The organism is Hymenobacter plasmatis, from assembly GCF_020711255.1.
In the GTDB taxonomy this organism is placed as follows: Bacteria; Bacteroidota; Bacteroidia; order Cytophagales; family Hymenobacteraceae; genus Hymenobacter.
In genome coordinates this window covers 48,449-70,060 of the sequence record NZ_JAJFAW010000005.1, presented here as the reverse complement: position 1 = coordinate 70,060, position 21,612 = coordinate 48,449, and the positions used below count along the sequence as shown (strand labels likewise).

At 59.5% G+C, this 21,612-nt stretch carries 18 protein-coding genes; 8 read left to right on the top strand and 10 right to left on the bottom strand.

What is annotated here, in order from left to right:
- The first annotated feature begins 75 nt into the window (after positions 1-75).
- Positions 76-1,476 carry a dihydrolipoamide acetyltransferase family protein gene (locus tag LJ738_RS04960; protein ID WP_227785205.1) on the top strand — a complete coding sequence of 467 codons (1,401 nt, stop codon included), beginning with the start codon at positions 76-78 and terminating at the stop codon, positions 1,474-1,476.
- An 83-nt stretch (positions 1,477-1,559) separates the two neighbouring features.
- Positions 1,560-1,757, top strand: a complete 198-nt coding sequence (locus LJ738_RS04955) for a hypothetical protein (RefSeq protein WP_068194490.1) — start codon at positions 1,560-1,562, stop codon at positions 1,755-1,757.
- Positions 1,758-1,889: 132 nt separating this feature from the next.
- On the opposite strand, the gene LJ738_RS04950 is transcribed toward LJ738_RS04955, so the two are convergent.
- Positions 1,890-4,520, bottom strand: a complete 2,631-nt coding sequence (locus LJ738_RS04950) for a valine--tRNA ligase (RefSeq protein WP_227785204.1) — start codon at positions 4,518-4,520, stop codon at positions 1,890-1,892.
- Between the two features lie 401 nt (positions 4,521-4,921).
- Here LJ738_RS04950 and LJ738_RS04945 point away from each other — a divergent pair, with 401 nt between their 5' ends.
- The gene (locus tag LJ738_RS04945; RefSeq protein WP_227785203.1) at positions 4,922-5,842 is read left to right on the top strand and encodes a carbon-nitrogen hydrolase family protein; all 921 of its coding nucleotides are present in this window, start codon (positions 4,922-4,924) and stop codon (positions 5,840-5,842) included.
- A 70-nt stretch (positions 5,843-5,912) separates the two neighbouring features.
- On the top strand, positions 5,913-7,121 hold the full coding sequence (locus LJ738_RS04940) for an N-acetyl sugar amidotransferase (protein WP_227785202.1): 1,209 nt from the start codon (positions 5,913-5,915) through the stop codon (positions 7,119-7,121).
- Positions 7,122-7,199: 78 nt separating this feature from the next.
- On the opposite strand, the gene LJ738_RS04935 is transcribed toward LJ738_RS04940, so the two are convergent.
- The gene (locus tag LJ738_RS04935) at positions 7,200-7,550 is read right to left on the bottom strand and encodes a 4Fe-4S dicluster domain-containing protein (protein ID WP_068194483.1); all 351 of its coding nucleotides are present in this window, start codon (positions 7,548-7,550) and stop codon (positions 7,200-7,202) included.
- A gap of 194 nt (positions 7,551-7,744) precedes the next feature.
- Here LJ738_RS04935 and LJ738_RS04930 point away from each other — a divergent pair, with 194 nt between their 5' ends.
- Complete coding sequence (locus LJ738_RS04930) at positions 7,745-8,758, top strand: aldehyde dehydrogenase family protein (protein WP_227785201.1); 1,014 nt, start codon at positions 7,745-7,747, stop codon at positions 8,756-8,758.
- A 107-nt stretch (positions 8,759-8,865) separates the two neighbouring features.
- The gene (locus tag LJ738_RS04925; protein ID WP_227785200.1) at positions 8,866-9,171 is read left to right on the top strand and encodes a hypothetical protein; all 306 of its coding nucleotides are present in this window, start codon (positions 8,866-8,868) and stop codon (positions 9,169-9,171) included.
- Between the two features lie 87 nt (positions 9,172-9,258).
- Here LJ738_RS04925 and LJ738_RS04920 read toward each other — a convergent pair whose 3' ends face one another.
- The 8 genes from LJ738_RS04920 to xerD all read right to left on the bottom strand — a co-directional run bounded on the left by LJ738_RS04920 (position 9,259) and on the right by xerD (position 19,674).
- Positions 9,259-10,128: a nucleoside phosphorylase gene (locus tag LJ738_RS04920; protein ID WP_227785199.1), complete on the bottom strand. Its 870-nt coding sequence runs from the start codon at positions 10,126-10,128 to the stop codon at positions 9,259-9,261.
- A gap of 82 nt (positions 10,129-10,210) precedes the next feature.
- Positions 10,211-11,155 (bottom strand): oxygen-dependent tRNA uridine(34) hydroxylase TrhO, encoded by a 945-nt coding sequence (trhO, locus tag LJ738_RS04915; protein WP_227785198.1) that lies wholly within the window; start codon positions 11,153-11,155, stop codon positions 10,211-10,213.
- 103 nt (positions 11,156-11,258) lie between these two features.
- Positions 11,259-11,891: a DapH/DapD/GlmU-related protein gene (locus LJ738_RS04910; protein ID WP_227785197.1), complete on the bottom strand. Its 633-nt coding sequence runs from the start codon at positions 11,889-11,891 to the stop codon at positions 11,259-11,261.
- Positions 11,892-11,963: 72 nt separating this feature from the next.
- On the bottom strand, positions 11,964-13,334 hold the full coding sequence (locus tag LJ738_RS04905) for a hypothetical protein (RefSeq protein WP_227785196.1): 1,371 nt from the start codon (positions 13,332-13,334) through the stop codon (positions 11,964-11,966).
- Positions 13,331-14,632 (bottom strand): DUF2851 family protein, encoded by a 1,302-nt coding sequence (locus LJ738_RS04900; RefSeq protein ID WP_227785195.1) that lies wholly within the window; start codon positions 14,630-14,632, stop codon positions 13,331-13,333. Before LJ738_RS04900 ends, LJ738_RS04905 begins: the two co-directional genes overlap by 4 nt.
- A 141-nt stretch (positions 14,633-14,773) precedes the next feature.
- Entirely contained in the window at positions 14,774-15,418 is a 645-nt protein-coding gene (gene lolA1 / locus LJ738_RS04895) for an outer membrane lipoprotein periplasmic chaperone LolA1 (RefSeq protein WP_227785194.1), read from the bottom strand.
- A gap of 160 nt (positions 15,419-15,578) precedes the next feature.
- A complete protein-coding gene (locus LJ738_RS04890) occupies positions 15,579-18,509 on the bottom strand; it encodes an FtsK/SpoIIIE family DNA translocase (protein ID WP_227785193.1) in 2,931 nt (976 codons plus the stop codon).
- A 265-nt stretch (positions 18,510-18,774) separates the two neighbouring features.
- Positions 18,775-19,674 carry a site-specific tyrosine recombinase XerD gene (gene xerD, locus LJ738_RS04885; RefSeq protein WP_227785192.1) on the bottom strand — a complete coding sequence of 300 codons (900 nt, stop codon included), beginning with the start codon at positions 19,672-19,674 and terminating at the stop codon, positions 18,775-18,777.
- A gap of 177 nt (positions 19,675-19,851) precedes the next feature.
- On the opposite strand from xerD, the gene aroQ reads away from it, so the two are divergent.
- The gene (gene aroQ, locus LJ738_RS04880) at positions 19,852-20,301 is read left to right on the top strand and encodes a type II 3-dehydroquinate dehydratase (protein ID WP_227785191.1); all 450 of its coding nucleotides are present in this window, start codon (positions 19,852-19,854) and stop codon (positions 20,299-20,301) included.
- Positions 20,302-20,531: 230 nt separating this feature from the next.
- Positions 20,532-21,608 carry an aminotransferase class V-fold PLP-dependent enzyme gene (locus tag LJ738_RS04875; RefSeq protein WP_227785190.1) on the top strand — a complete coding sequence of 359 codons (1,077 nt, stop codon included), beginning with the start codon at positions 20,532-20,534 and terminating at the stop codon, positions 21,606-21,608.
- The last annotated feature ends 4 nt before the right edge of the window (positions 21,609-21,612 follow it).

Here is a 21,612-nt window from a genome sequence, read left to right as displayed (position 1 = left end):
GCGTTCGGCTTTCTGGCTACCTTTGCCCCACCAAATTCCCATCCCACCCTTAATTCCCAAAACACCCCTCCTAATATGGCACGAGTGGAAATGACGATGCCCAAAATGGGCGAAAGCATCATGGAAGGCACCGTCCTGAAATGGCTCAAGCAAGTCGGCGACACGATTGAGCAGGACGAATCGGTACTGGAAGTGGCCACCGACAAAGTAGATACCGAAGTGCCAGCCATTTACGCGGGCGTATTGCAGGAGATTCTGGTGCAGGAAGGCCAAGTGGTAGCCGTGGGCGCCCCCATCGCCATCATGGAAACTGATTCGGCCGGTGCAACGGCTGCGCCTGCTGGTGCTGCGCAAGCCGCTCCCGCTCCTTCCAGCAACGGCGTACCCGTAGACGCTGGCGTGGCCGAAGTGCCTTACCTGCCCGAAGCCGGCGACCCACAGGCAGCCCAACGCGGCATGCAGCCCGCCACCAATGCAGTGCATCAGCCCGGCCGCTTCCTTTCGCCGTTGGTGCTGAGCATTGCCCGCGAAGAGGGCGTGAGCATGACAGACCTGGAGTACTTGCCCGGCACCGGCAAAGAAGGCCGCGTGACCAAAAAAGACATTCTGGATTACGTAGCCAATGGTAAACAGGCGATGACGCCCACCGCTGCCCCAGCTCAACCTGCCGCTGTGGCTCCTGCTGCACAGCCTCAGCCCACTGCCACGCCTGCTCCTGCCGCCCCCGCAGCCGCTCCCAGCACCAAGCCCGCGCCGAGCGTGAGTGGTGGCCAGGAGCTGATAGAAATGGACCGCATGCGCAAGATGATTGCGCAGCGCATGGTGGATTCGGTGCGGATTTCGCCCCATGTGACCAGCTTCGTGGAAGCCGATGTGACGGACCTGGTGAACTGGCGCAACAAGCACAAGGACGCCTACAAGAAGCGCGAAGGTGAAAACCTCACCTTCACGCCCATCTTCATTCAGGCCGTGGCCCGCGCCATCCAGGACTTCCCGATGATTAACGTGTCGATTGACGGCGACTACATCGTGAAGAAGCGCGACATCAACATTGGCGTAGCGGTGGCGCTACCCAGCGGCAACCTGATTGTGCCGGTCATTCACAACGCCGACCAGCTCAACCTGAATGGGCTGACCAAAAAAGTGAACGACCTGGCCAACCGCGCCCGCATCAATAAGCTGAAGCCCGAAGACCTGGAGGGAGGTACGTACACCCTCAGCAACGTGGGCTCGTTTGGCAACGTGATGGGCACGCCCATCATTATGCAGCCGCAGGTGGCCATCATGGCCGTGGGCGCCATCAAGAAGAAGCCCGCCGTGATTGAAACGCCGCAGGGCGACCTCATCGGCATCCGCCACTTCATGTTCCTGAGCCACAGCTACGACCACCGCGTGGTGGACGGTTCGCTGGGCGGCATGTTTGTGCGCAAGGTGGCCGATTACCTCGAGCAGTTTGACCCCAATATGGCTATTTAATCTACCGTAGCGTTCCAGAACGTCATGCTCGGCTGCGCGAAAGCCAGATGAGCATGACGTTCTTTTTTCATTTTTAGAACCACATGAAAAACATTATCGTCCTGGGGGCCCTGGTACTGGCGCTGGGCCTCATCGGTTATTTATACCAACAGCTGTCAGCTACCGAAAAAGAGTTACAACTGGCCCAAAAGCGGTTTGCGGATTGCGAAAAAGTCACGTTCCAGCTGCAGCACCAGCTGGCGCCGCTGCAGAAAAAACAGCCCGGCGGCATCCCGCAGTAGCTTTGATTAGCGGAATGCTACACCGAGCAAGCATTCGGAAAAATTGAGCTGGAATTTTGATTACGATAACTGGTAAAATAAAAAAGCCACTTCCTGCTCCAGGAAGTGGCCTTTTTTTCGCTCCGAAAGTAATTACAGCGCTTGTAATGACTGCTCCAAGGCGGAGATTTTCGCTTCTGCGTCGGCCAACTTCTGGCGCTCCCGCTCGAGTACATCGGGCTTGGCATTCTGAGCGAACTTCTCATTGCCCAACTTCTTTTGCACCGACTCGCGGAAGCCCTGGGCATACTCCAGTTCTTTCTCCAAACGCGTGCGTTCAGCCGCCATGTCGATGTGGCCTTCCAGCGGGATGAAGAACTCGCTGCCGCCCAGCACGAAGGTGACCGAGGCCGCAGGGCCCGCATCGGCGAAGGTTACTTCGGAAATGCTGCCGAGTTTGCGGATGATGCCGTCGTAGTTAGTCAGCAGCGCGGGCTCGTCGGTCTTGGCCACAAGGGCCAGGGGCTTGTTGGGGCCAATGTTTTTCTGGTTGCGCACGGTGCGAATGCCCGCCACTACTGCCAGGGCCTTTTCCATTTCAGCCAGCGTCTGAGCGGCATCGGCTGGTGCCGAGGCTTTGGGCCAGGGCGCCACCGTCACGTAGTCGCGGGGGCCGCGCTCGGCCAGCTCGTGCCACAGCTCTTCGGTGATGAAGGGCATGAAAGGATGCAGCAGCTTGAGCAGCGTTTCGAGGAAGGCGGTGGTGTGGCGCAGCGTTTCGGCGTCGATGGGGTGCTGGTAAGTGGGCTTCACCATTTCCAGGTACTGGGAGCAGAAATCGTCCCACACCAGCTTGTACACCGTCATCAGCGCGTCGCTCATCCGGAACTTCTCGAAGTGGTCGTCGAGCTCCACGATGGCGGCCTGCAGCTTGGCGTTAAACCACGCCACAGGCTTCTCGTTCACGAAGGGCAACGCAGCGTCCACTTCCCAGCCTTTCACGAGGCGGAAGGCGTTCCAGAGCTTGTTGGAGAAGTTGCGGCCCTGCTCCACGAGCTTGATGTCGAACAGCAAGTCGTTGCCGGCCGGCGCCGAGAACAGCATGCCCGTACGCACGCCGTCGGCGCCGTATTGGGCTATTAGCTCCAGCGGGTCGGGCGAGTTGCCGAGCTGCTTGCTCATCTTGCGGCCCTGGGCGTCGCGCACGATGCCGGTGAGGTACACGTTTTTAAACGGCACTTCCTTGCGGTACTCCAGGCCGGCCATAATCATGCGGGCCACCCAGAAGAACAGGATGTCCGGGCCCGTCACTAGGTCGTTGGTAGGGTAGAAATAATTGATGTCGGCGTTGTCGGGGTCTTTGAATCCATCAAACACCGAAATCGGCCACAGCCACGACGAAAACCAGGTATCGAGCACGTCCTCGTCTTGGCGCAGGTCGCTGAGCTGCAGGTCATGGTTGCCGCTTTGCGTGCGGGCCTGCACCAAGGCCTCCTCCTCGGTGAGGGCCACCACAAAGGTGCCGTCGGGCAGGTAGTAAGCCGGGATTTGCTGGCCCCACCACAGCTGGCGCGAGATGCACCAATCGCGCACGTTCTCCATCCAGGCCCGGTACATGTTCTTGAACTTGGGCGGGTGCAGGCGCACGGTGTCGTTTTCCACCACTTCCAGGGCGGGTTTGGCGAGGTGCTCCATTTTCAGGAACCACTGCAAGCTCAGTTTTGGCTCAATTACGGCCTTGGTGCGCTCCGAAGTCTGCACGATGCTGGCGTACTCTTCGATTTTGTCGAGCAAGCCGGCCTCCTGCAAATCCTTGGTGATTTGCTTGCGCGCCGCAAACCGGTCCTGGCCCACGTACAGCACGGCTTTCTCGTTGAGCGTGCCGTTGTCGGCCAGAATGTCGATTACGGGCAGGTTGTGCTTTAGGCCCAGTTCGTAGTCATTCAGGTCGTGCGCCGGCGTCACTTTCAGGGCGCCCGTGCCAAATTCCACCGATACGTACTCGTCGAAAATCACCGGGATTTCGCGGCCCAACAGCGGGATACGCACGCTGGCCCCAGCCAGATGGGCATAGCGCGGGTCGGTGGGGTTCACGGCCACGGCCACGTCGGCCATGATGGTTTCGGGCCGCGACGTGGCCACGGTCAGAAACTGACCCTCCTGCCCTACTACAGCGTAGTTGAGGTAGAACATTTTGGCCTGCACGTCCTTGGCAATCACCTCTTCGTCGGAGATTGCGGTGCGGCCTTCAGGGTCCCAGTTAACCATGCGCACGCCGCGGTAAATCAGACCCTTCTTATACAAATCAACGAACACGCGCAAAACGGCCTCGGTCAGGTCGGGCTCCATGGTGAAGCGCGTGCGGTCCCAGTCGCAGGAGGCGCCCAGCTGCTTGAGCTGTTCCAATATAATGCCGCCGTACTTCTCTTTCCAGTCGAAGGCGTGGCTCAGGAACTGGTCGCGCGTGAGGTCGCGCTTCTCGATGCCTTGCTCCTTGAGTTGGGCCACTACTTTGGCCTCGGTGGCGATGCTGGCGTGGTCGGTGCCGGGCACCCAGCAGGCTTCTTTGCCCTGCATGCGCGCACGGCGCACCAGCACATCCTGAATGGTATTGTTCAGCATGTGGCCCATGTGCAGCACACCGGTTACGTTGGGTGGCGGGATGACTACGGTATAAGGGACCTTTTTCGGGTTGGGAGACGCTTTGAAAAAGCCTTGTTCCTGCCAACGCTGGTACCATTTGGCTTCAACGTCGGTGGGCGAATAGGTGGTGGCGAGGGACATAAGGGAAATAACAAGAAGCAGAAAGAGCAAAAATAGGCATTAGAAGCGCGGGCCCGGAAAACGCTCTACGCAGCGACGCGTGAATTCCTAACTGGTCAGCACCAAGTGCTATTCGTTTTCCAGTTTCATGTAAACTTCATGTCAGCTAGATTGCATTTCTCAAAATCATAATTAATCTGTTTTGATGCATGACAAGACCGAAGCAAAAATCGCTTTTCTCACTGAATAACAAATACTTATAAAGAACGTCTCAGCTAACACCTTCTAATTGCCTGCACCTCGCGTTTAACGCCAATGGATAGCGGCGACAAAACAGAGGACACAAGGTTTAATCTCCTATTTGTAACTTCCAATAAATCTTCGAAATAGCTCGTCCGTCGCCACCCTCCTACCATCAAGCTGTGAAGACTATTTTCTCTTTCCTCAAGCCTTCTCCGGCGGCTCCCGTCCCGCCCGTTGCCCAGCCCAGCCTGGGCACGCTGCGCATCGGCATGGGCCAGCTGCTGGTGGAGGGAGGCGAGCCCGCCCGCAACCTGGCCCGCGCGGTAGAGCAGATTGCCCAAGCCGCTGCCGAAAAATGCGACCTGGTGCTGCTGCCCGAAACCCTGGACTTTGCCTGGACGCACCCCAGCGCGCTCTACGAAGCCCAGCCCATTCCCGGGCCCTTCAGCGACTTGCTGTGCCAGGCCGCTGCCCAACACGGCATCTACATATGTGCTGGCCTTACTGAGCGTGCGGCCGATGGCCGTAACTACAACGCCGCAATTCTTATCAATTCCCAGGGCGAGATAATCGTCAAGTATCATAAAATTAACTTGCTTTCGGTGGAGCAGCCCTTCTATGCTGTGGGCCAGACCCTGAATGTGGTGGACACGCCCCTGGGCAAAATCGGGGTAAACATCTGCGCCGATAACTACATCGACGGCTTAGCCATTGGCCACACCCTGGCCCGCATGGGTGCTGAATTCATCATCGCGCCGTCGTCCTGGACCGTCGATTATTCCATCACCGAAGAGCACGACCCCTACCAGGAAAAATGGGTCCGTCCTTTTTCCATTTTGGCCAAGCTGTATAACGTCGTAGTTGTCGGGACAACGTCGGTGGGCTACATCGTGGGCGGCCCTTACGAAGGAAAAAAAAGCGTCGGGTGTTCCCTGGCGGTTGATGCCAGCGGCGTGCAGGCCCAAGGCGTTTTCAATGAATTTGCCGGGCAACTCGTAGTGGCCGACCTGGCCCGCCCCCACCGCCCCGAGCGCGGCACCGACATTGGCGTCATGCTGCAGGGCAAAGGCTACCAATTTGACCAGATGCCCGGTCTTTAAGCTTACCTCGTTCTTCCTTTTGCTGCCCACCCGCCCTTTCCTTCCGCAGCCACCCCTTCATTTCCACCCCTTGCTTACTCAATTACGTCCTGTTGAAGCTTCCGTATCGGCGGCCCCGCCGGAAGATTACCAGCGGTGCAGCCGCTGCGTGATGGATACAACTGCGCCGGGCATTTCCTTCGACGCGGCCGGCGTGTGCAGCTTTTGTGAGTTGCACGACCGGTTGGAGCACGCCTTCCCGTTGGGCGAAGCCGGGCGCCGCACTGTGCAGCGCCTGGCCGACGACATGCGCCGGGCCGGCCGCGGCCGCCGCTACGACTGCGTAGTGGGCGTGAGCGGCGGGCGCGACAGCACCTACACGCTCTGGTACTGCGTGACCCAGCTCAAGCTGCGCCCGCTGGCAGTGCACTTCAACGACGGCTTTGGCAACCCTATCGCCGGCGAAAACATGGTGCGCACCTGCCAGCGCCTGGGCGTGGAGCTCCGCACCATCACCTCGGACTGGCGCGAGTCGAAAGACCTGAAAATTGCTTTTCTGAAAGCCTCCGTGCCCGACATGGAAGAAGGCACCGACCTTGGCATCGCCACGGCGCTCTACGGTGTGGCCGCCAAGGAAGGCCTGCAGCACATGGTCATTGGGCAGTCGTTCCGCACCGAAGGCATTGCTCCGTTGAGCTGGAATTTTCTCGATGGCCGCTATCTGCGCGCCGTGCACAAGCAGTTTGGCACCGGGCCGCTGCGGCGCTGGCAGCCCAACGACCCGGGGTTCAATCTTGGCATCAAGGAAATGTTCTACTACGCTTTCATCCGGCGTATCAAAACCGTGACCTTGCTCTACCACCTGGACTATGTGCGCACCGAAATAGACGAGTTGCTGGTGCGCGAGCTGGCCTGGAAAAGCCCCGGCGCTCACTACGCCGACGACCTATACCAAAGCCTTATTTACTACCTCAACCGCATCAAGTTCAACATTGACCGACGGCTATTCAATTATTCGGCCCTGGTGCGGTCTGGCCAAATGAGCCGGGAGGTGGCCTTGGACCGCATTTCTCGCATTAATTCCATCGAGGATGAGTCGGTGGTGGCGCTGTGCATCAAGCGCCTGGGCCTGACCCGCGCCGAGTTTGACGAAATCGTGGCAGCCCCCCCCAAGACTTTCCACGACTACCCAAATAGCTACCAGTTTCTGCGGCTATTCAAGGGCCCAATCAAGCTAATGAGCCGGCTCAACTTGATTCCAGAGTCGGCCTACGACAAGTACTTCAACTGCGGCACATAGGCCAACAATTAATAAAACTGAATTAAAAAAGCCGCTTCTGATGAGAAGCGGCTTTTTTAATTCGTCCTTGTTTTAGACTTAAGCAGCAATGTGCAGCCAGTCTTTCTTTTCGAGCAGGCGCTCGCGGGTTTCGCGGTAGTCGGGGTCGTCCACGCAGCAATCGACGGGGCACACGGCGGCGCACTGCGGCTCCTCGTGGAAACCTACGCACTCGGTGCATTTATCCGATACGATGTAGTAGTACTCGTCCGAAACTGGCGTCTGGGGAGCGGTGCCGCTCACTACGGTGCCATCGGCAGTGGCTACTTCTTTCAAAGTGGTGCCATCGGCCCAGCGCCATTGGGCACCACCTTCGTAAATTGCATTGTTGGGACATTCCGGCTCGCAGGCACCGCAGTTGATGCACTCGTCGGTTATCATGATGGCCATAGGGCGTCGGGGGTCAGGTAGTGAAGGGAAACCAAAGCGGAAACTGCGGGCTTTACGTAAAACGCCGAGCCTGCGCCGTTCTTTGGCGCTGCAAAATTAACCAACAGCGGCTGGGTTTACATGGTTTTGCCCAATTTTGCCGGGTATTTGCCTGCTGAGGCCCCGCCTTTGGTTTCCCGGCTCCTTTCTTTCCTATGAATCACTCCGAACGTTTAGCTGCTTTTGTGGCCCTGGGCCAGCGCCTGGCCACCCTTTCCTCCGACGAAATCCTCACGCTGGCTGCCCGGGCCCGCAACCAAAACGCCTGGTTCGACGAGCCCAGTGTGACGGCCGCCGTGGCCGGCATCGCCCACATGCTGGCCGAAGAGCCCCTGCGGCACTGGGCCGCCCGCTACCCACCCGAACCCACCACCGTGCACCAAGTGGGCGTGGTAATGGCCGGCAACATCCCCATGGTGGGCTTTCACGACCTGCTGTGCGTGTTGCTCAGCGGCCACATCCTCCTGGCCAAGCTCAGTGCCGACGATACCGTGCTCATGACCTGGGTGATAGAAGAACTCACCCGCATTGAGCCGCGCTTCGCCGACTTTATCCAGGTGCTGCCCCGCCTCAACGCGGCCGATGCCTTTATCGCCACCGGCTCCGACAACACGGCGCGCTACTTCGAATTTTACTTCGGCAAGAAGCCCCACCTCATTCGCCGCAACCGCACCAGCGTAGCTGTGCTCACCGGCCAGGAAACCGGCGCGGAGCTAGCCCTGCTGGGCCCCGACATCTTTCAGTACTACGGGTTGGGCTGCCGCAACGTGAGCAAGCTGTTCGTACCCGAGAACTATGATTTTGTTCCGTTGCTGGATGCCCTGCAACCCTGCGAAGGCGTGATTAACCACCACAAGTACAACAACAACTATGACTACAATAAGAGCATTCTGCTAGTCAACCGCGTGCATCACTACGACAATGGCTTCTTTTTGCTCCGGCCCAGCCCGGTGCTGGTTTCGCCCATTTCGGTAGCGCACTACGCCGAATATTGCAGCGAAATCGACCTGGTGGACCAGCTCACCGACATCGCAGCCCAGACCCAATGCGTGGTTTCGGCCGGTGGACGCTTTGCCGGAAGCCTGCCGTTTGGCCAGGCCCAGTCGCCCGGCGTAGACGAATACGCCGACCGGGTTGACACCATGGAATTCCTGGCCCAACTGCCTTAACATTTTCATTAAAAACTTAGACTGACGCGGTTTATTTATCGTTACAAACCGGAAGAATTTATGCATTTCCCTGCTACCTTTCTGCTGTACCGCTAAGCCATATCACCATGTCGTTCACGCCCGCTGCTCACTCTGTCGAGATAGTTGAAAAAGAGGATTTGACTACCATGCACTTCGCCCCGGAGGACGTGCTGACCGACGAAGCGGCCCGCCAGCGCCGCCGGGCCGATGCCGAACGCGCCGCCACGCTGGGCAACGCCTACCACGGCAAGCTCGACATCTATTTCCAGACCGCCGATGGCGCTACCAAACGCGTAGCTACCACCATCTGGGCCGCCGATGCCGACCACCTCACGCTGAAGTCAGGCGCTTCGCTCCCCATGCGCGCCGTGCTGGGCTTTGACTTCTACTAAGCACAGTCGACAGATTTTGGGGTCGTTTCCAAATCAAAAAAGGCTTGCCAAGTGGCAAGCCTTTTTTGATTCTTCTGCGAAGATGGGCTAGAGGCGCAGCAGTGTGCGCTCAATCATGGCATCCACTACGGCCCCGGCATTTTCGGCGAACTCGCCGGTGGCGCGGTTGGCCACAATGGCATTGAGCGACAGCACCTCGTGGCCCAGCAGGCGGCCCAGGGAATAGTACCCCGCAGTTTCCATTTCGAAGTTGCTGAGCAGGAACACGCCTTCGGCGCTCTGGTGACGGAAATTCTGCAGCCGCGCGATGTAGTCGGGCTGGCGCAAATCGAGACGCAGGCTGCGGCCCTGCGGGCCATAAAAACCGGGGCAAGTGAGCGTATTGCCCATCACCATGCCGGCGCCCACTTGCTCGCGCAAGATATCGGAGCCCCGCACCACGTAGGGCGCAAAGGCCAGGCCCAACGACTGCTGGAGTTCCGTGGCAATTTCGGTTTCGATGCCCGTTTCCATCAGGGGATAGAATTGCATCAGGCTGTCGAGTCCAACAGCGTGCTCGGTGGCCAGCATCGCCCCAATGGGCACATCGGCCTGCAGGCTGCCGCTGGTGCCCAGCCGGATGATGCGTAGGCTCATGCGCTCCTCCACCGGGCGCACGGTGCGCGACATAAAGTCGATGTTCACCAGCGCGTCCAGTTCGTTCATCACGATGTCGATATTGTCGGTGCCCATGCCCGTGCTTAGCACCGTGATGCGCTTGCCTCGGTAGTAGCCCACGTGGGTCACAAACTCGCGGTGCGTGGTTTCAAACTCAATGGAATCGAAATGCCGGCTCACCTGGGCCACCCGGCCGGGGTCGCCCACGGTGAGGATGGTATCGGAAATGTGGTCGGGCAGCAGGTTGAGGTGGTAGATGCTGCCGTCGGGATTCAGGATGAGCTCGGAAGATTTTATCATGGTGAAAGAGCAGAGCGCTCGGTGTGGAGTACGGGGGAAAGGCTAGTAATTGAGCTGAATGTTCAGCTATACTTGGTACTTACTATGCCTTATACGAGGCCAGGCCCTGGGCGGGGTTGTAGTGGTTGCTGAGTTTGGGATATGCGCCGGTGCCATCGTAAGGGCGCTTGTCGGGGTGGGCGGCGCAGGCCTCCGAGCACGCGCCCTGCAGCTGCTCGCCGCAGGCTTCGCACAGCGGCAGGTGGGCGTTGCAGTGCGGGTTGGCGCAGTTCACCAGGCGGTTGCTGGGCTGCTGGCAGTGCTGGCAGCGCGAAATCACGGTGGGGTTCACCCGGTTTACGTCCACGGCCACGCGGTTGTCAAACACATAGCATTGGCCGTCGAAATCCTCGCCGCCGGCTTCGATACCATACTTGATGATGCCGCCGTGCAGCTGGTATACGTTTTCAAACCCCTGCTCCAACAGAAACGCACTGGCTTTTTCGCACTTCACCCCGCCGGTGCAGTACGTGAGAATCTTTTTGTCCTTGAATTCCTTGAGCCGCTCCACCCGCTCGGGGAAGTCGCGGAAGTTTTCCATGTCCAGGGTAACGGCGTTTTTGAAGCGGCCCAGATTGTACTCGTAGTCGGAGCGCACGTCCACCACCACCACATCGTCGCGGTCTTTTAGGGCCTTAAACTCTTCGGGCGAAAGGTGTTGGCCGGTTTTTTCATGCGGCCGCACGTGGCGCAGGCTGCTGTGCACAATTTCGGGCTTCACGCGCACGTGCAGCTTCTGAAACGTGTGCGCCAGCACTTCGTCAATTTTAAACTCCAGCGCCGCAAAGCGCGGGTCAGCTTTTACGGCTGTCATGTAGCGCGCACAGCTTTCCACCGTGCCCGACACGGTTCCGTTCAAGCCCTCGGCGGCCACGATGATGCGCCCGCGCAAATCCAATTCCAGGCACATGCGATGATGCTCCTCCCGGAACTGCTCCGGATTGTCGAGTGGCGTATAGCAGTAATAAAGAAGAACTTGAAACGACATGTCTCAATGAAGAATTAGGAATGAAGAATGAGGAATTAAAGGGCTGAACATGCGCAATGCATTATCAATTCTTCATTCCTCATTCTTCATTCCTCATTAAAATTTACACTTTCACAGCAGGGTTGCCAAAAACGGTTTGCCCGTTCGCCACGTCGGCCACCACGACCGAGCCGGCGCCTACGCGGGCTTTTTCACCAATTTTCACACCGGCTACCACCACAGCGCCGGCCCCGATGAAGGCCAGCTCACCGACCTGCGCATCGGCGCCAATCAAGGCCCCGCTGCCAAGTTGGGCAAAGCTGCCGACGGTGGCGCGGGCTTCCACTACGGCATTGGCACCCACCAGGCAGCCATCGCCGAGGGTCGCGGTGGCGGCTACCACGGCGTTTGGTCCCACGTAGTTGCCGTGGCCCAGCGTGGCGTGGGTGGCGACGCTGGCGCGCTGGTGGATGGCATTCACGGGCACGGCCTCGTATTCGGTGCGCAGCATATTGGTGAGGCTGCGGCGGCTGGCGGTGTCGTCGGTGGCTACAAAGACTTCGCATTTCTTGCCCAACAGCTTCAGCAGTTCACCGTCGTCGGTGTTGCCCATTACCGGCACGTCGAGCAGCTCCGTGCCTTGCAGCGTTTTGTCGTCGTCGAGCAGGCAGTACACCACCACGTCGTTGGATAGGAAAGCATCGAGGGCAGCCGTGCCAACCGTTTGGGCACCAAGAATAATGACGGGATTTTCCATGAATACGTTATCAATTGGGCGTTCTAAGCCCCGGAGAAAAAGGCCCCGGCCGCAGCAGAACGAACCGCAAAGTTACGCCACCGGCCGTGCCGACGATTTAGCCGGCATCCCGCTGGCCCGGGTGCCACTGCCCAACCCTACACGACGGAGCAGCGCTGCCGCATAATAGTTCTGCAGGAGCAGCAGCAGTAAAAACGGCAGCAGCTCGCTGCGGTACCGGTTCAGGGAGCCAAAGTTGGGCGTGGTTAGTCCCATCAGCATGGCCAGCACCACACAGAAAATGACTAATCCCAGCCCCAGTTCAAACGGCATGTGCCCCGCGCGGCCCCGGGCCGTGGCCACGGCAGCCATGCCCAGCAACACCAGTAGGGCCACATTTTCGAGGGCTGCTGCGATGTATAAGGGCTGCCAGGCTTCCCCAAGCCAGGGCCGGGTAACGGTATTGACCGCGGCCAGCGGCGCGTGCGCCGCGATGCTTTCTATGGTAGGACGAAGGTCCGGATATTCGAAATGGGGCCGGCCCACTGAGTGGGTTACCTCGAAGGAATATACCCGAATTACCTGATACGTAAATTTATTAATGCTAAAAGCAATGCTGAATTGGGGCGCAAGCCAAACCCCGGCGCCCAATACGGCCGCCAAAACCGCCACCTGCGCCCACCTGTAACGGGCGAAACCAAAGCGCTGCAGCCAATGCCCCAGGGCCACGCCGCCCATCACCCCCAGCAGCGGCAGCGCAAAAAAGTACCGCATCTGAAAATGCAGCAGCGCCAGCAAAGTCGTGCCCAGCCACCACAAAATTTGCTGTTGGGCCGACGCCCGCCATTCCAGTTTCTGGCTATAAAGCCACTTCAACACCCGGGCCGTAAGCCACGCCCCGCTGCCCAAAAGCACCGCTTCTTTGCTGATGCCCGTGGCCCAAAACCAGACCGATGGCCACAGCAAAAAGCCAACTACTCCAGCCGCAGCCGGCGTGCGTGGGAGTACATCAGCCAGCGCCCGAACCAACTTCCAGCACCCCACAAAGGCGAATACGCTTAAGTATAATCCGTTGAGCCAACCGGCACCCAGCGAGCCCAGGTTGAGCAATGCCAGGAGTTTTATGAGAAACCAGGTGTTGGAGGTATTCTGATACACCGCATCGTAACCCCCACCCGGCGTATCAATATGCATTATCGTTATTGCCTTGGTCAGTGTCTGGACGGCCGTGCTTGGGCTGGCCCAGAGCTGGGCGGTGACCTGCTGGCTTATGCCGCTCATAAACTCAGCATCGAGCTTCGGAGTCCAGTTGCGGGCCACGCCCACCAGCACCCGCAGCCCAAGGCCAACCACGAGCACGGTGCGCCACCAGCCAGTACCAGCCCAGTGCCACTGCCGCCGCAGCCACGGCACCAGCACCACCAGCAGTCCGGCATTCAACAGAATAGCAAGCAGCAGCCTCATCGAACTACCCGGGGTTGCTGCACCAGGCGGTTGCCGATGGCGCAGTGCAGGCAGCGGCGCGGCGCGCAATAGCTCTTGTGCAAAGCCAGAAGCCCCTGCGAATCGGCGGCGGAGCGGTGGGTGAAACCGAGCAGGTCGTACACGTCGGTGTATTGGTTGTGCTCTGCGGGTAACTCGCTTAGCAGGGCCACGCTGCTTTCGACCAAGGCGGGTTGGCCTACGTGCCGGGCGTAGGCCACGCGCAGCGGCACCACCACGTTAGTAATTAACAGGTCGGTGCTGCTTTTGCCCAGGGCCGGCACCTTACCCGGCCGGCCGGGCCGGAAGTGCGTGCGCCAATATGCCGGCACCGGAGCCTGGAAAAACTCGGTCAGCGCCGGCACGCTTTGCGCCGTCAGCAGGGCATCGAACAGCGCCGGCCGCGCGTGCAGCATGGCCACCAGCTGGCCCAGGCGCACGGGCGGGAAATTCGCCGGCCGCAGGCGCAGGTAGTTCCACTCGTGCACGTGCAGTGCCGTGGGTAGTAGGCCGTATTTATGGCTCAGAAACTCGTACTCGCGCCTCAAGTCCTGGATGTACTCATCCGAAACAGTTTCCTCATTTTCAACCAAAAATCCGGCCTGTCCAAAAAGCAAGGCTTCCAGTTGGCGCTGGTCGTGCCGATGCCGACGGAGCACCGCCAGCGGCAGCGCTTTAGCTAGCCGGGACAGGGGCTCGCTGTTTTTCTGAAAGCCAAAAGCCGCCATTAGCGCATGATAGGCCGTGGCCTCCCAGTCCTGGCCCAGGTGCTTATGGAGGTCCATGATGGTGTCGGCCTTGCGTTCTACCCGCTCAAGCAGGGCACGCTCGGTCATCATCGTTTTCGTGATTTCGGGGACCAGGGGCAAGAGCGGGGCGCAGGGCAAAGGAGCAGCAGCCGGTGCCTCCACCAAGGCTTGGTAGCGGGCCAGCAGCTCAGGCATCAGGCGCGGCTGCAGGGCCAGGGTAGGAATGAGACTACCGTTGGTGCGGGCGACGTCGACGTCGTGGCTGCCCACTACGTGCAGGATTACCTGGTCGTACTTCGGGTCAGTCTGATGGCTGTGCCGGGCCCAATCGGAGGCGCGGAGGTGGATTTCCACGGCGCCATTCCACTCCACTTCGCCTAGGCGCAGGCGGGCATTTAGGAAGTCCGGGCCCGCATCGGCGTTGCGGTGGCCCGGGCGTAATACCTGGATTTCTTCGCCATCGGCGGTGCGTAAATCGACTTTATCGAAGTACTGGTGCTGCCAGATGTAATGGAGAAAATCTTCGCGCATTGGGCAAAATTAGTAGTCAGTTGCTCGTTATCAGTTGTCCGCAAATTTGTGAGGCCACGTTCCATAAAAAACGGCCCGTCTCCAAAGAAACGGGCCGCCAAATATTACCAGCCTAGCAACTGATAACGAATAACTAAATCATTACCGCAAATCCACCACCTTCACGCCCTTGTACTTGGCCTTATCGAAGGCGAAGGTATTGGCATCAACGGGTGGGTTGGGCTGAAACTTCTTGATAGTGAAGGTATACTGGTTGCCGTTCTTTTTGAACATCTGCCAGCTCTTCACCGAAGCGTCTTTCTTGCGCACTTTCAGGCGCACTTTGAACACGTCGTTTTGCCGATTTTCCGGCGATAGCTCAATTACATCTAGGGCTTCGCCGCCTTCTTGCACTTGCTGCACATAGGTGTATTTATACCCCTTTTTGTACATGGTATAAATCTGCGAGGGCGACATTTCCTGCGAATCCGGGTCTGAATCAGAGATGTTAACCTCGTTTTCGTTCTTCAGGTAAGTCCAGGTGGTAGTGCCGTTGTTGATGACTTCCTGACCACTGATTTTCAAGCGAAACTTCTTACCGCTCACGATGATGTCACCGTTGATGTTCTGCTTCACCTTGGCGCTGGGGTTTTCCAGGGTTTGGGTGAAAGTGGCTTGAAAAGCATTCAGCGCCTGGTATTTGGCACTCATTTGGTCAAGGATTTTGCCGGCTTTGGGGTCCTGCTGGGCGGAGGCGGGCAGTGCCAGCGTGGCCGCGAGCAGCAGGAAGGAGAACGTTTTTTTCATTTGAAGGGGTAAGAACTGAAGCGTCTGAAATACGCTCCGATGGCCTGATACAGATTTCGTTTAACAAACGACCGGCCAAAATGCTACGTCGACGCCGAGGAAGGCAAAATAATTAGCTAAAATTACCTCCGCCGTAATTGGGCAAGGTTCTCAGCGGCTATTATTTGCTCATACTATTGAGCAGTTGCTCGAGTTGGTACTCATCGGGAATGAGCACGTCGCGGGCCTTGCTGCCCTCAAACGGTCCCACGATGCCAGCGTGCTGGAGCTGGTCGATGAGGCGGCCGGCACGGTTGTAGCCCAACTTGAGCTTGCGCTGGAGCAGGCTGGTGCTGCCCTGCTGGTGCAGCACAATGCAGCGGGCCGCGTCCTCAAACATGGAGTCGCGCTCGGTGGGGTCCATGTCTTCGTTGCCACTGCCGGCGTCGCCGTCGGCCCCGGCCACTTCGGGCAGCATGTAGGCATCAGAATACCCCTGCTGCTCGCCAATGAAGTCGCAGACGCGGTCCACTTCGGGCGTGTCGATGAAGGCGCACTGCACGCGAATCAGGTCCGAGCCGGCCGAGAACAGCATGTCGCCCTGGCCGATGAGCTGGTCGGCGCCGCCGGTGTCCAGGATGGTGCGCGAGTCAATCTTGCTGGTCACCTTAAAGGAAATGCGGCACGGGAAGTTGGCCTTGATGATGCCGGTGATTACGTTCACGCTGGGGCGCTGGGTGGCCACGATGAGGTGAATACCGATGGCGCGGGCCAGCTGCGCGAGGCGGGCAATGGGGGTTTCGACCTCTTTGCCGGCCGTCATCATCAAGTCGGCTAATTCGTCGATTACCAGCACGATAAAGGGCAGGAAGCGGTGGCCTTTCTTGGGGTTGAGCCGGCGCTCGATGAACTTGTGGTTGTATTCCTTCAGGTTGCGGCAGCCGGCTTCCTTCAGCAGGTCGTAGCGCCGGTCCATCTCCATGCACAGCGAGTTGAGCGTGTTCACCACCTTCTTGGTATCGGTGATGATGGCCTCGTCGGTATCCGGCAGCTTGGCCAGGTAGTGGCGCTCAATCTTGTTGAAGATGCTCAATTCCACCTTTTTGGGGTCGACGAGCACAAATTTGAGCTGAGCGGGGTGGCGCTTGTAGAGCAGCGAAGCCAGAATCACGTTCAGGCCCACCGACTTGCCCTGGCCTGTGGCACCGGCCATGAGCAAGTGGGGCATTTTGGCCAAGTCGGCCACAAATACTTCGTTGGTGATGGTGCGGCCGAAGGCAATGGGCAGGTCCATTTCCGAGCGGGCGAACTTCTCCGAGCCCAGCACCGAGCGGATGCTCACCATCTCCTTTTTCGTGTTCGGCACCTCGATACCGATGGTGCCTTTGCCCGGAATGGGCGCGATGATACGGATGCCCAAGGCGGCCAGGCTCAGGGCGATGTCGTCTTCCAGGGCCTTGATTTTGGAGATGCGCACGCCGGCTTCGGGCACGATTTCATATAGCGTAACGGTGGGGCCGATGGTGGCCTTGATGCTGGCAATGCTGATGCCGTAGTGGCCCAGGGTCTCGACAATGCGGTCCTTGTTGGCCTCCAGTTCTTCCTTGGTGACCTGGGCCTTGGCTTGGCCGTAGTCGTTGAGCAGCTCGAGGGTCGGGAATTGGAAGCGGGGCAGGTCCAGCGTGGGGTCGTAGTTCACGTTCGGCATGGCGTCGGCGTCCTCGTCCTCGTCGGCCACGGCAGCGATGTCGGCGCCCGCGTTCGGGTCCAGGTCGTCGCGGCCAGGCGTGGTGAGGGTGAGGTCGGGCAGTTCGCGCTTTTCCGGTTTGGCCAGCGGCGTGTCGTTATCCGCCAAATCGGCCAGCGATAGCGGCGTGGGGACGGTGGAAGCCGGCACGCTAGAAGCCACTTCCGGCGTAGGCATTTCGATGGAGAAAGCGGGGCCGCTGACCGCCAGCGGCACTGCCGCAGCAGCAACCGTTACAGCGGCCGGAGCGACAGCAGCGCTGGCCACGCTCAGAGCTACGCCAGCGCCCAGGCGGGGCGCCGGCTCAAATTCTACCGCTGCCGGCGCTTCTTCAGGTTCATCAGCATCGAGCGCCAAGGCCGGTTTTGCCTGAGCACCGCCAGCAGCTACAGTAGCAGTTGAGTTGGCTGCCGATTCCTGTACTGCCGGTCTGGCTTTTACGGCCGGAGCAACTACGGCCACTGGAGCGGCAGCCGCGGCTTGCTCGGCAGCCAACTCGGCTTCCAGCTCCGCGTCTTCCTCGGCATCGTCTTCGGCCCCGAGGCGGCGGAAGCTACCCAGGTTAATGCTGGTGACGTTGAAGAAAAAGACCACAAACGAAATCAGGGCGAACGCCAGCAGCAGCACCGTGCCCCAGCCAATGAGGCTGTCGAGCCAGGAAGCGGCCTCAAAACCCACGCCGCCGCACAGGAAATCGAGCCGATGGGCAAGCACCGGGTCGGCGCCAGGTGTGGCCAGCGTAACCACCACATAACCCAGCAGAATGCTCAGCCAAGCCATGGTGAACAGCCCGAGGGCCAGCACGTAGCTCACCGAGCCCACCGCCGAGCGGAAGACAATCTTATAGCCCAAAAAAAATACCATGGGCACCAGCGCAAACGCCGCCACCCCAAACAGCTTGTAGATAAACAGCTGCGCGGCCCAGGCGCCCAGCAAGCCCAGCCAGTTGCCCGACTCCTGCCCGGCTTCTTTGAGCGGCGTGGTGCTCAGGCTCGCCACCACGCTCTGGTCGGCGTGGCCGGTGAAGAGGAACGACGTGAAGGCAATGGTGAGGTATAAGCTCCCGAGCAGTAGCCCAAACCCGATAAACAGGTGAAAGCGGCGGTCGCGCAGCAAGGCCAGTGCGTTGCTCAGGCCCGGCAAGGGCCCGCGAGGCGCGCGCGGCGGCTTGGGGGGCTTTGGTGGAGCCGCTGCGCGAGCGGCTTTGGGTACGTTGGTGGCTGCCGGGCGCGGCTCCGGGCGCACGGGGGCGGGCTCAGAGGCAGGAGTAGCAGGGCGGGGCTCGTTGCGCCGGGGCTGCCGGGGGTCGGCGGGGCGGTTGGCAGAGGAGCCGGAGGAAGGGTTCTTGTAACGATTATCTGCCATTCGACGGAAGCATAAAGGCCAAATTTACATAATGCAGGCTAGTAAACGACCAGCAGAAGGCCAAACTCACCTTCTATTAACGGATGAGCCAATTTAACCATCCTGAAATTGGAATGGCTGCGGGCCCGAACGCCACCAGAACGCATTGCACGGCCGCATCTTGCGCATCTTGCCGTATGGCTTTCTTACTATATGCCTCGCCCAAGCACCTCGTCCGACTTTGTAGCGGTGCCCACAGCACCAACTGCCTCACCCCTCCCCTTTCCTAGCTCCGCGGGTGAAACTCGGTAATAACCTGGCGTAGATAGTCCCGGTCGAGGTGGGTGTAGATTTCGGTGGTGGTAATGCTGGCGTGACCGAGCATTTCCTGCACGGCGCGCAGGTCGGCGCCACCCTCGATGAGGTGCGTGGCGAAAGAATGCCGCAGGGTGTGCGGGCTGATGGTCTTGCGCAGCCCCGCCTGCTCGGCCAGTTTTTTGAGCGTGGTAAACACGGTGATGCGCGACAGCGGCCGGCCGCGCTGGCTCAGAAAAACCACGTCCTCGGCGCCACTTTTAATATCGAGGTGCCCGCGCACGCCGCTGAGGTAGAAGTTCAGGTGCTTCAGGGCCTCGCGGCCGATGGGTACCAGCCGCTCTTTGTTGCCCTTGCCTACCACCTTCACGAAGCCCTGCTCGGCGTACATGTTCGACAGCCGCAGGTCGCACAATTCGCTCACGCGCAAGCCGGAGGAATACATAACTTCCAGCAGCGCCCGGGCCCGCAGCCCTTCGTCAGTGCTCAGGTCGATGGCGGCCAGCAGCTCTTCAATTTCGGGGTAGCTGAGGGTATCCGGGAGGTGGCGGCCGGTTTTGGGTGCTTCCAGGGTATCGGTGGGGTCCAGCTTCAGCAGGTCTTCCATGATGAGGAAGTTGAAAAAAGCCTTCAGGCCCGAAAGCGTGCGGGCCTGCGAGGTGGCGCTCAGGCCCAGGCCCTGCAGCGTGGCCAGGAATTCATGCAGCACCGGCGTACTCACCTGGATGGGGCCCATGTGCAGTTGCTGCATCACCAGAAACTGCTGGAGCTTGGTGACATCCCGCACATACGCCTCCACCGAATTGGGCGATAGAGACTTTTCGAGCCGGAGGTAGCCCTGAAATTGGTTGATGGCAACGGGCCAGGTCATGTCAGTTAACAATTACCATTTAACATTTATCACGCTGGCGGGCATTGCGAGCGCACGAAAGCCGACGACGTAGCTTGCGGTCCCAAAGAACGCCGCTAACCACGACTATGGCGCGCCCCGCTGGGCAGCCCCAGTGCCAGCGTGTTAAATGTTAATTGATAATTGTTAACTGAATTGATGGACATTCTCATTCTCAACGGCCCCAACCTGAACCTGCTGGGCCGCCGCGAACCCGGCATTTATGGCACCCGCTCGTTCGATGACTTTTTCCCGGAGCTAGAAACGGCTTTCCCCCAGGCCACGCTCACGCACTTCCAGTCCAACCACGAAGGCGAGCTGCTCGACAAGCTCCACGAAATTGGGTTCACCCACCACGGCATCGTGCTGAATGCCGGCGGCTACACCCACACCAGCGTGGCCCTGGCCGATGCCGTAGCTGCCATTGCCGCCCCCGTGGTGGAGGTTCACTTAAGCAACCTTCACGCCCGCGAGGAATTCAGGCAAAAAAGCCTGCTGGGCAAAAACTGCGCGGGCAGCATCAGCGGCTTTGGGCTGGAAAGCTACCGGCTGGCCGTGCAGTGGTTCGTAAACCAGCAGCCCAAAAAGGTCGGTTTTCGGGTCTCCTAACCCCAGAGCCCGGGTTTTTCAATTGAGCTGAATTTCCCCGTGTGCGCATTCGGTTGGCGAGTATTTGGGGGCGAACTTTGTGCGGGTGGATATTTTTTGACCTTCCATCCACGTTGCGGGTAGCAGCTTCTTCCCGGCCCCACCCATCGCTGGCACCTGCGCCGGTGCTGCCGGCCGGGAACCCAGAGCCCTCCCCCAACCTTCCTTCCATCTGAAAATCCGTTCAATTCGTGGTTCAGACCTTCACTTTCAACCCCGGGCCTTCGGCCGTATATCCTGCCGTTCGCCAGTACCTCACCGATGCCTACGACGAGGGCTGGCTCTCGGCCCCGCACCGCAGCGAGAAAGTCACCAGCCTGGTGCGCCAGACCGTTGCCGACCTCAAATCCAAGCTCAACATCCCGCAGGACTACACCGTCCTGTTCACCAGCTCGGCCACCGAGTGCTGGGAAATTCTGGCCCAAAGCCTCACGCCGCGCCGCAGCTTTCACCTCTACAACGGCGACTTCGGCGAGAAATGGCTGAAGTACGCCAAGGCCCTGCGGCCCGCCAGCACGGGCGTATCCTTTGGCCTCGACGAAGTGCCCGACATCGCGGCCCTGCCCTTCAACAGCGAGGAAACCGACCTGGTGTGCATCACCCAAAACGAAACCAGCACCGCTACCCAGCTCCGTGAGGGCTTTATCCTGAACCTCTACAACCGCCTCGGCGGCGCCCTGCTGGCCGTAGACGCCACCAGCAGCCTCGGCGGACTCAACCTCAAGTACATCAAGGCCGACGCCTGGTTTGCCTCCGTGCAGAAGTGCTTTGGGCTGCCCGCGGGCCTGGGCTTGCTCGTGCTCTCGCCGCGCGCTGTGGCCCAGGCCCGCCTGGTCAACGACCGGGCACATTACAACGGACTGCCCGCCATGCTGTCCCAGATGCTCAACTTCCAAACCAACTTCACGCCCAACGTGCTCGACATCTATTTATTGAGCCGTGTAATGGCCGAGCGTGAGCCCATCAAAACCGTGCACCAGCACCTGGCCGACCGCGCCCAGAAGCTTTACGACTTCTTCGAGCAGGCCACCCCCCTGCAACCGCTCATTACCAACCCCGAAACCCGCTCCACCACCGTCATCGGCCTGAAAGGCGAGGCGAGCATCATCGAAGAAATCAAGCGCAAGGCCCAGGAGGCGGGTCTGAACCTGGGTAGCGGCTACGGCCCGCTGAAGAACACGACCGTGCGCATTGCCAACTTCCCCGCTGTGCCCGATGCCGCTTTTGAGGCCCTGGTGCAGTTTTTTGCCAAAGAATTTCCGGCTTGAAGTG

Excerpts from the sequence above, each read along its gene's own strand:
- LJ738_RS04960 (WP_227785205.1), top strand. The coding sequence starts at position 76 with ATGGCACGAGTGGAAATGACGATGCCCAAAATGGGCGAAAGCATCATG.
- LJ738_RS04955 (WP_068194490.1), top strand. The coding sequence starts at position 1,560 with ATGAAAAACATTATCGTCCTGGGGGCCCTGGTACTGGCGCTGGGCCTC.
- LJ738_RS04950 (WP_227785204.1), bottom strand. The coding sequence starts at position 4,520 with ATGTCCCTCGCCACCACCTATTCGCCCACCGACGTTGAAGCCAAATGG.
- LJ738_RS04935 (WP_068194483.1), bottom strand. The coding sequence starts at position 7,550 with ATGGCCATCATGATAACCGACGAGTGCATCAACTGCGGTGCCTGCGAG.
- LJ738_RS04930 (WP_227785201.1), top strand. The coding sequence starts at position 7,745 with ATGAATCACTCCGAACGTTTAGCTGCTTTTGTGGCCCTGGGCCAGCGC.
- LJ738_RS04925 (WP_227785200.1), top strand. The coding sequence starts at position 8,866 with ATGTCGTTCACGCCCGCTGCTCACTCTGTCGAGATAGTTGAAAAAGAG.
- LJ738_RS04920 (WP_227785199.1), bottom strand. The coding sequence starts at position 10,128 with ATGATAAAATCTTCCGAGCTCATCCTGAATCCCGACGGCAGCATCTAC.
- trhO (WP_227785198.1), bottom strand. The coding sequence starts at position 11,155 with ATGTCGTTTCAAGTTCTTCTTTATTACTGCTATACGCCACTCGACAAT.
- LJ738_RS04910 (WP_227785197.1), bottom strand. The coding sequence starts at position 11,891 with ATGGAAAATCCCGTCATTATTCTTGGTGCCCAAACGGTTGGCACGGCT.
- LJ738_RS04905 (WP_227785196.1), bottom strand. The coding sequence starts at position 13,334 with ATGAGGCTGCTGCTTGCTATTCTGTTGAATGCCGGACTGCTGGTGGTG.
- LJ738_RS04900 (WP_227785195.1), bottom strand. The coding sequence starts at position 14,632 with ATGCGCGAAGATTTTCTCCATTACATCTGGCAGCACCAGTACTTCGAT.
- lolA1 (WP_227785194.1), bottom strand. The coding sequence starts at position 15,418 with ATGAAAAAAACGTTCTCCTTCCTGCTGCTCGCGGCCACGCTGGCACTG.
- LJ738_RS04890 (WP_227785193.1), bottom strand. The coding sequence starts at position 18,509 with ATGGCAGATAATCGTTACAAGAACCCTTCCTCCGGCTCCTCTGCCAAC.
- xerD (WP_227785192.1), bottom strand. The coding sequence starts at position 19,674 with ATGACCTGGCCCGTTGCCATCAACCAATTTCAGGGCTACCTCCGGCTC.
- aroQ (WP_227785191.1), top strand. The coding sequence starts at position 19,852 with ATGGACATTCTCATTCTCAACGGCCCCAACCTGAACCTGCTGGGCCGC.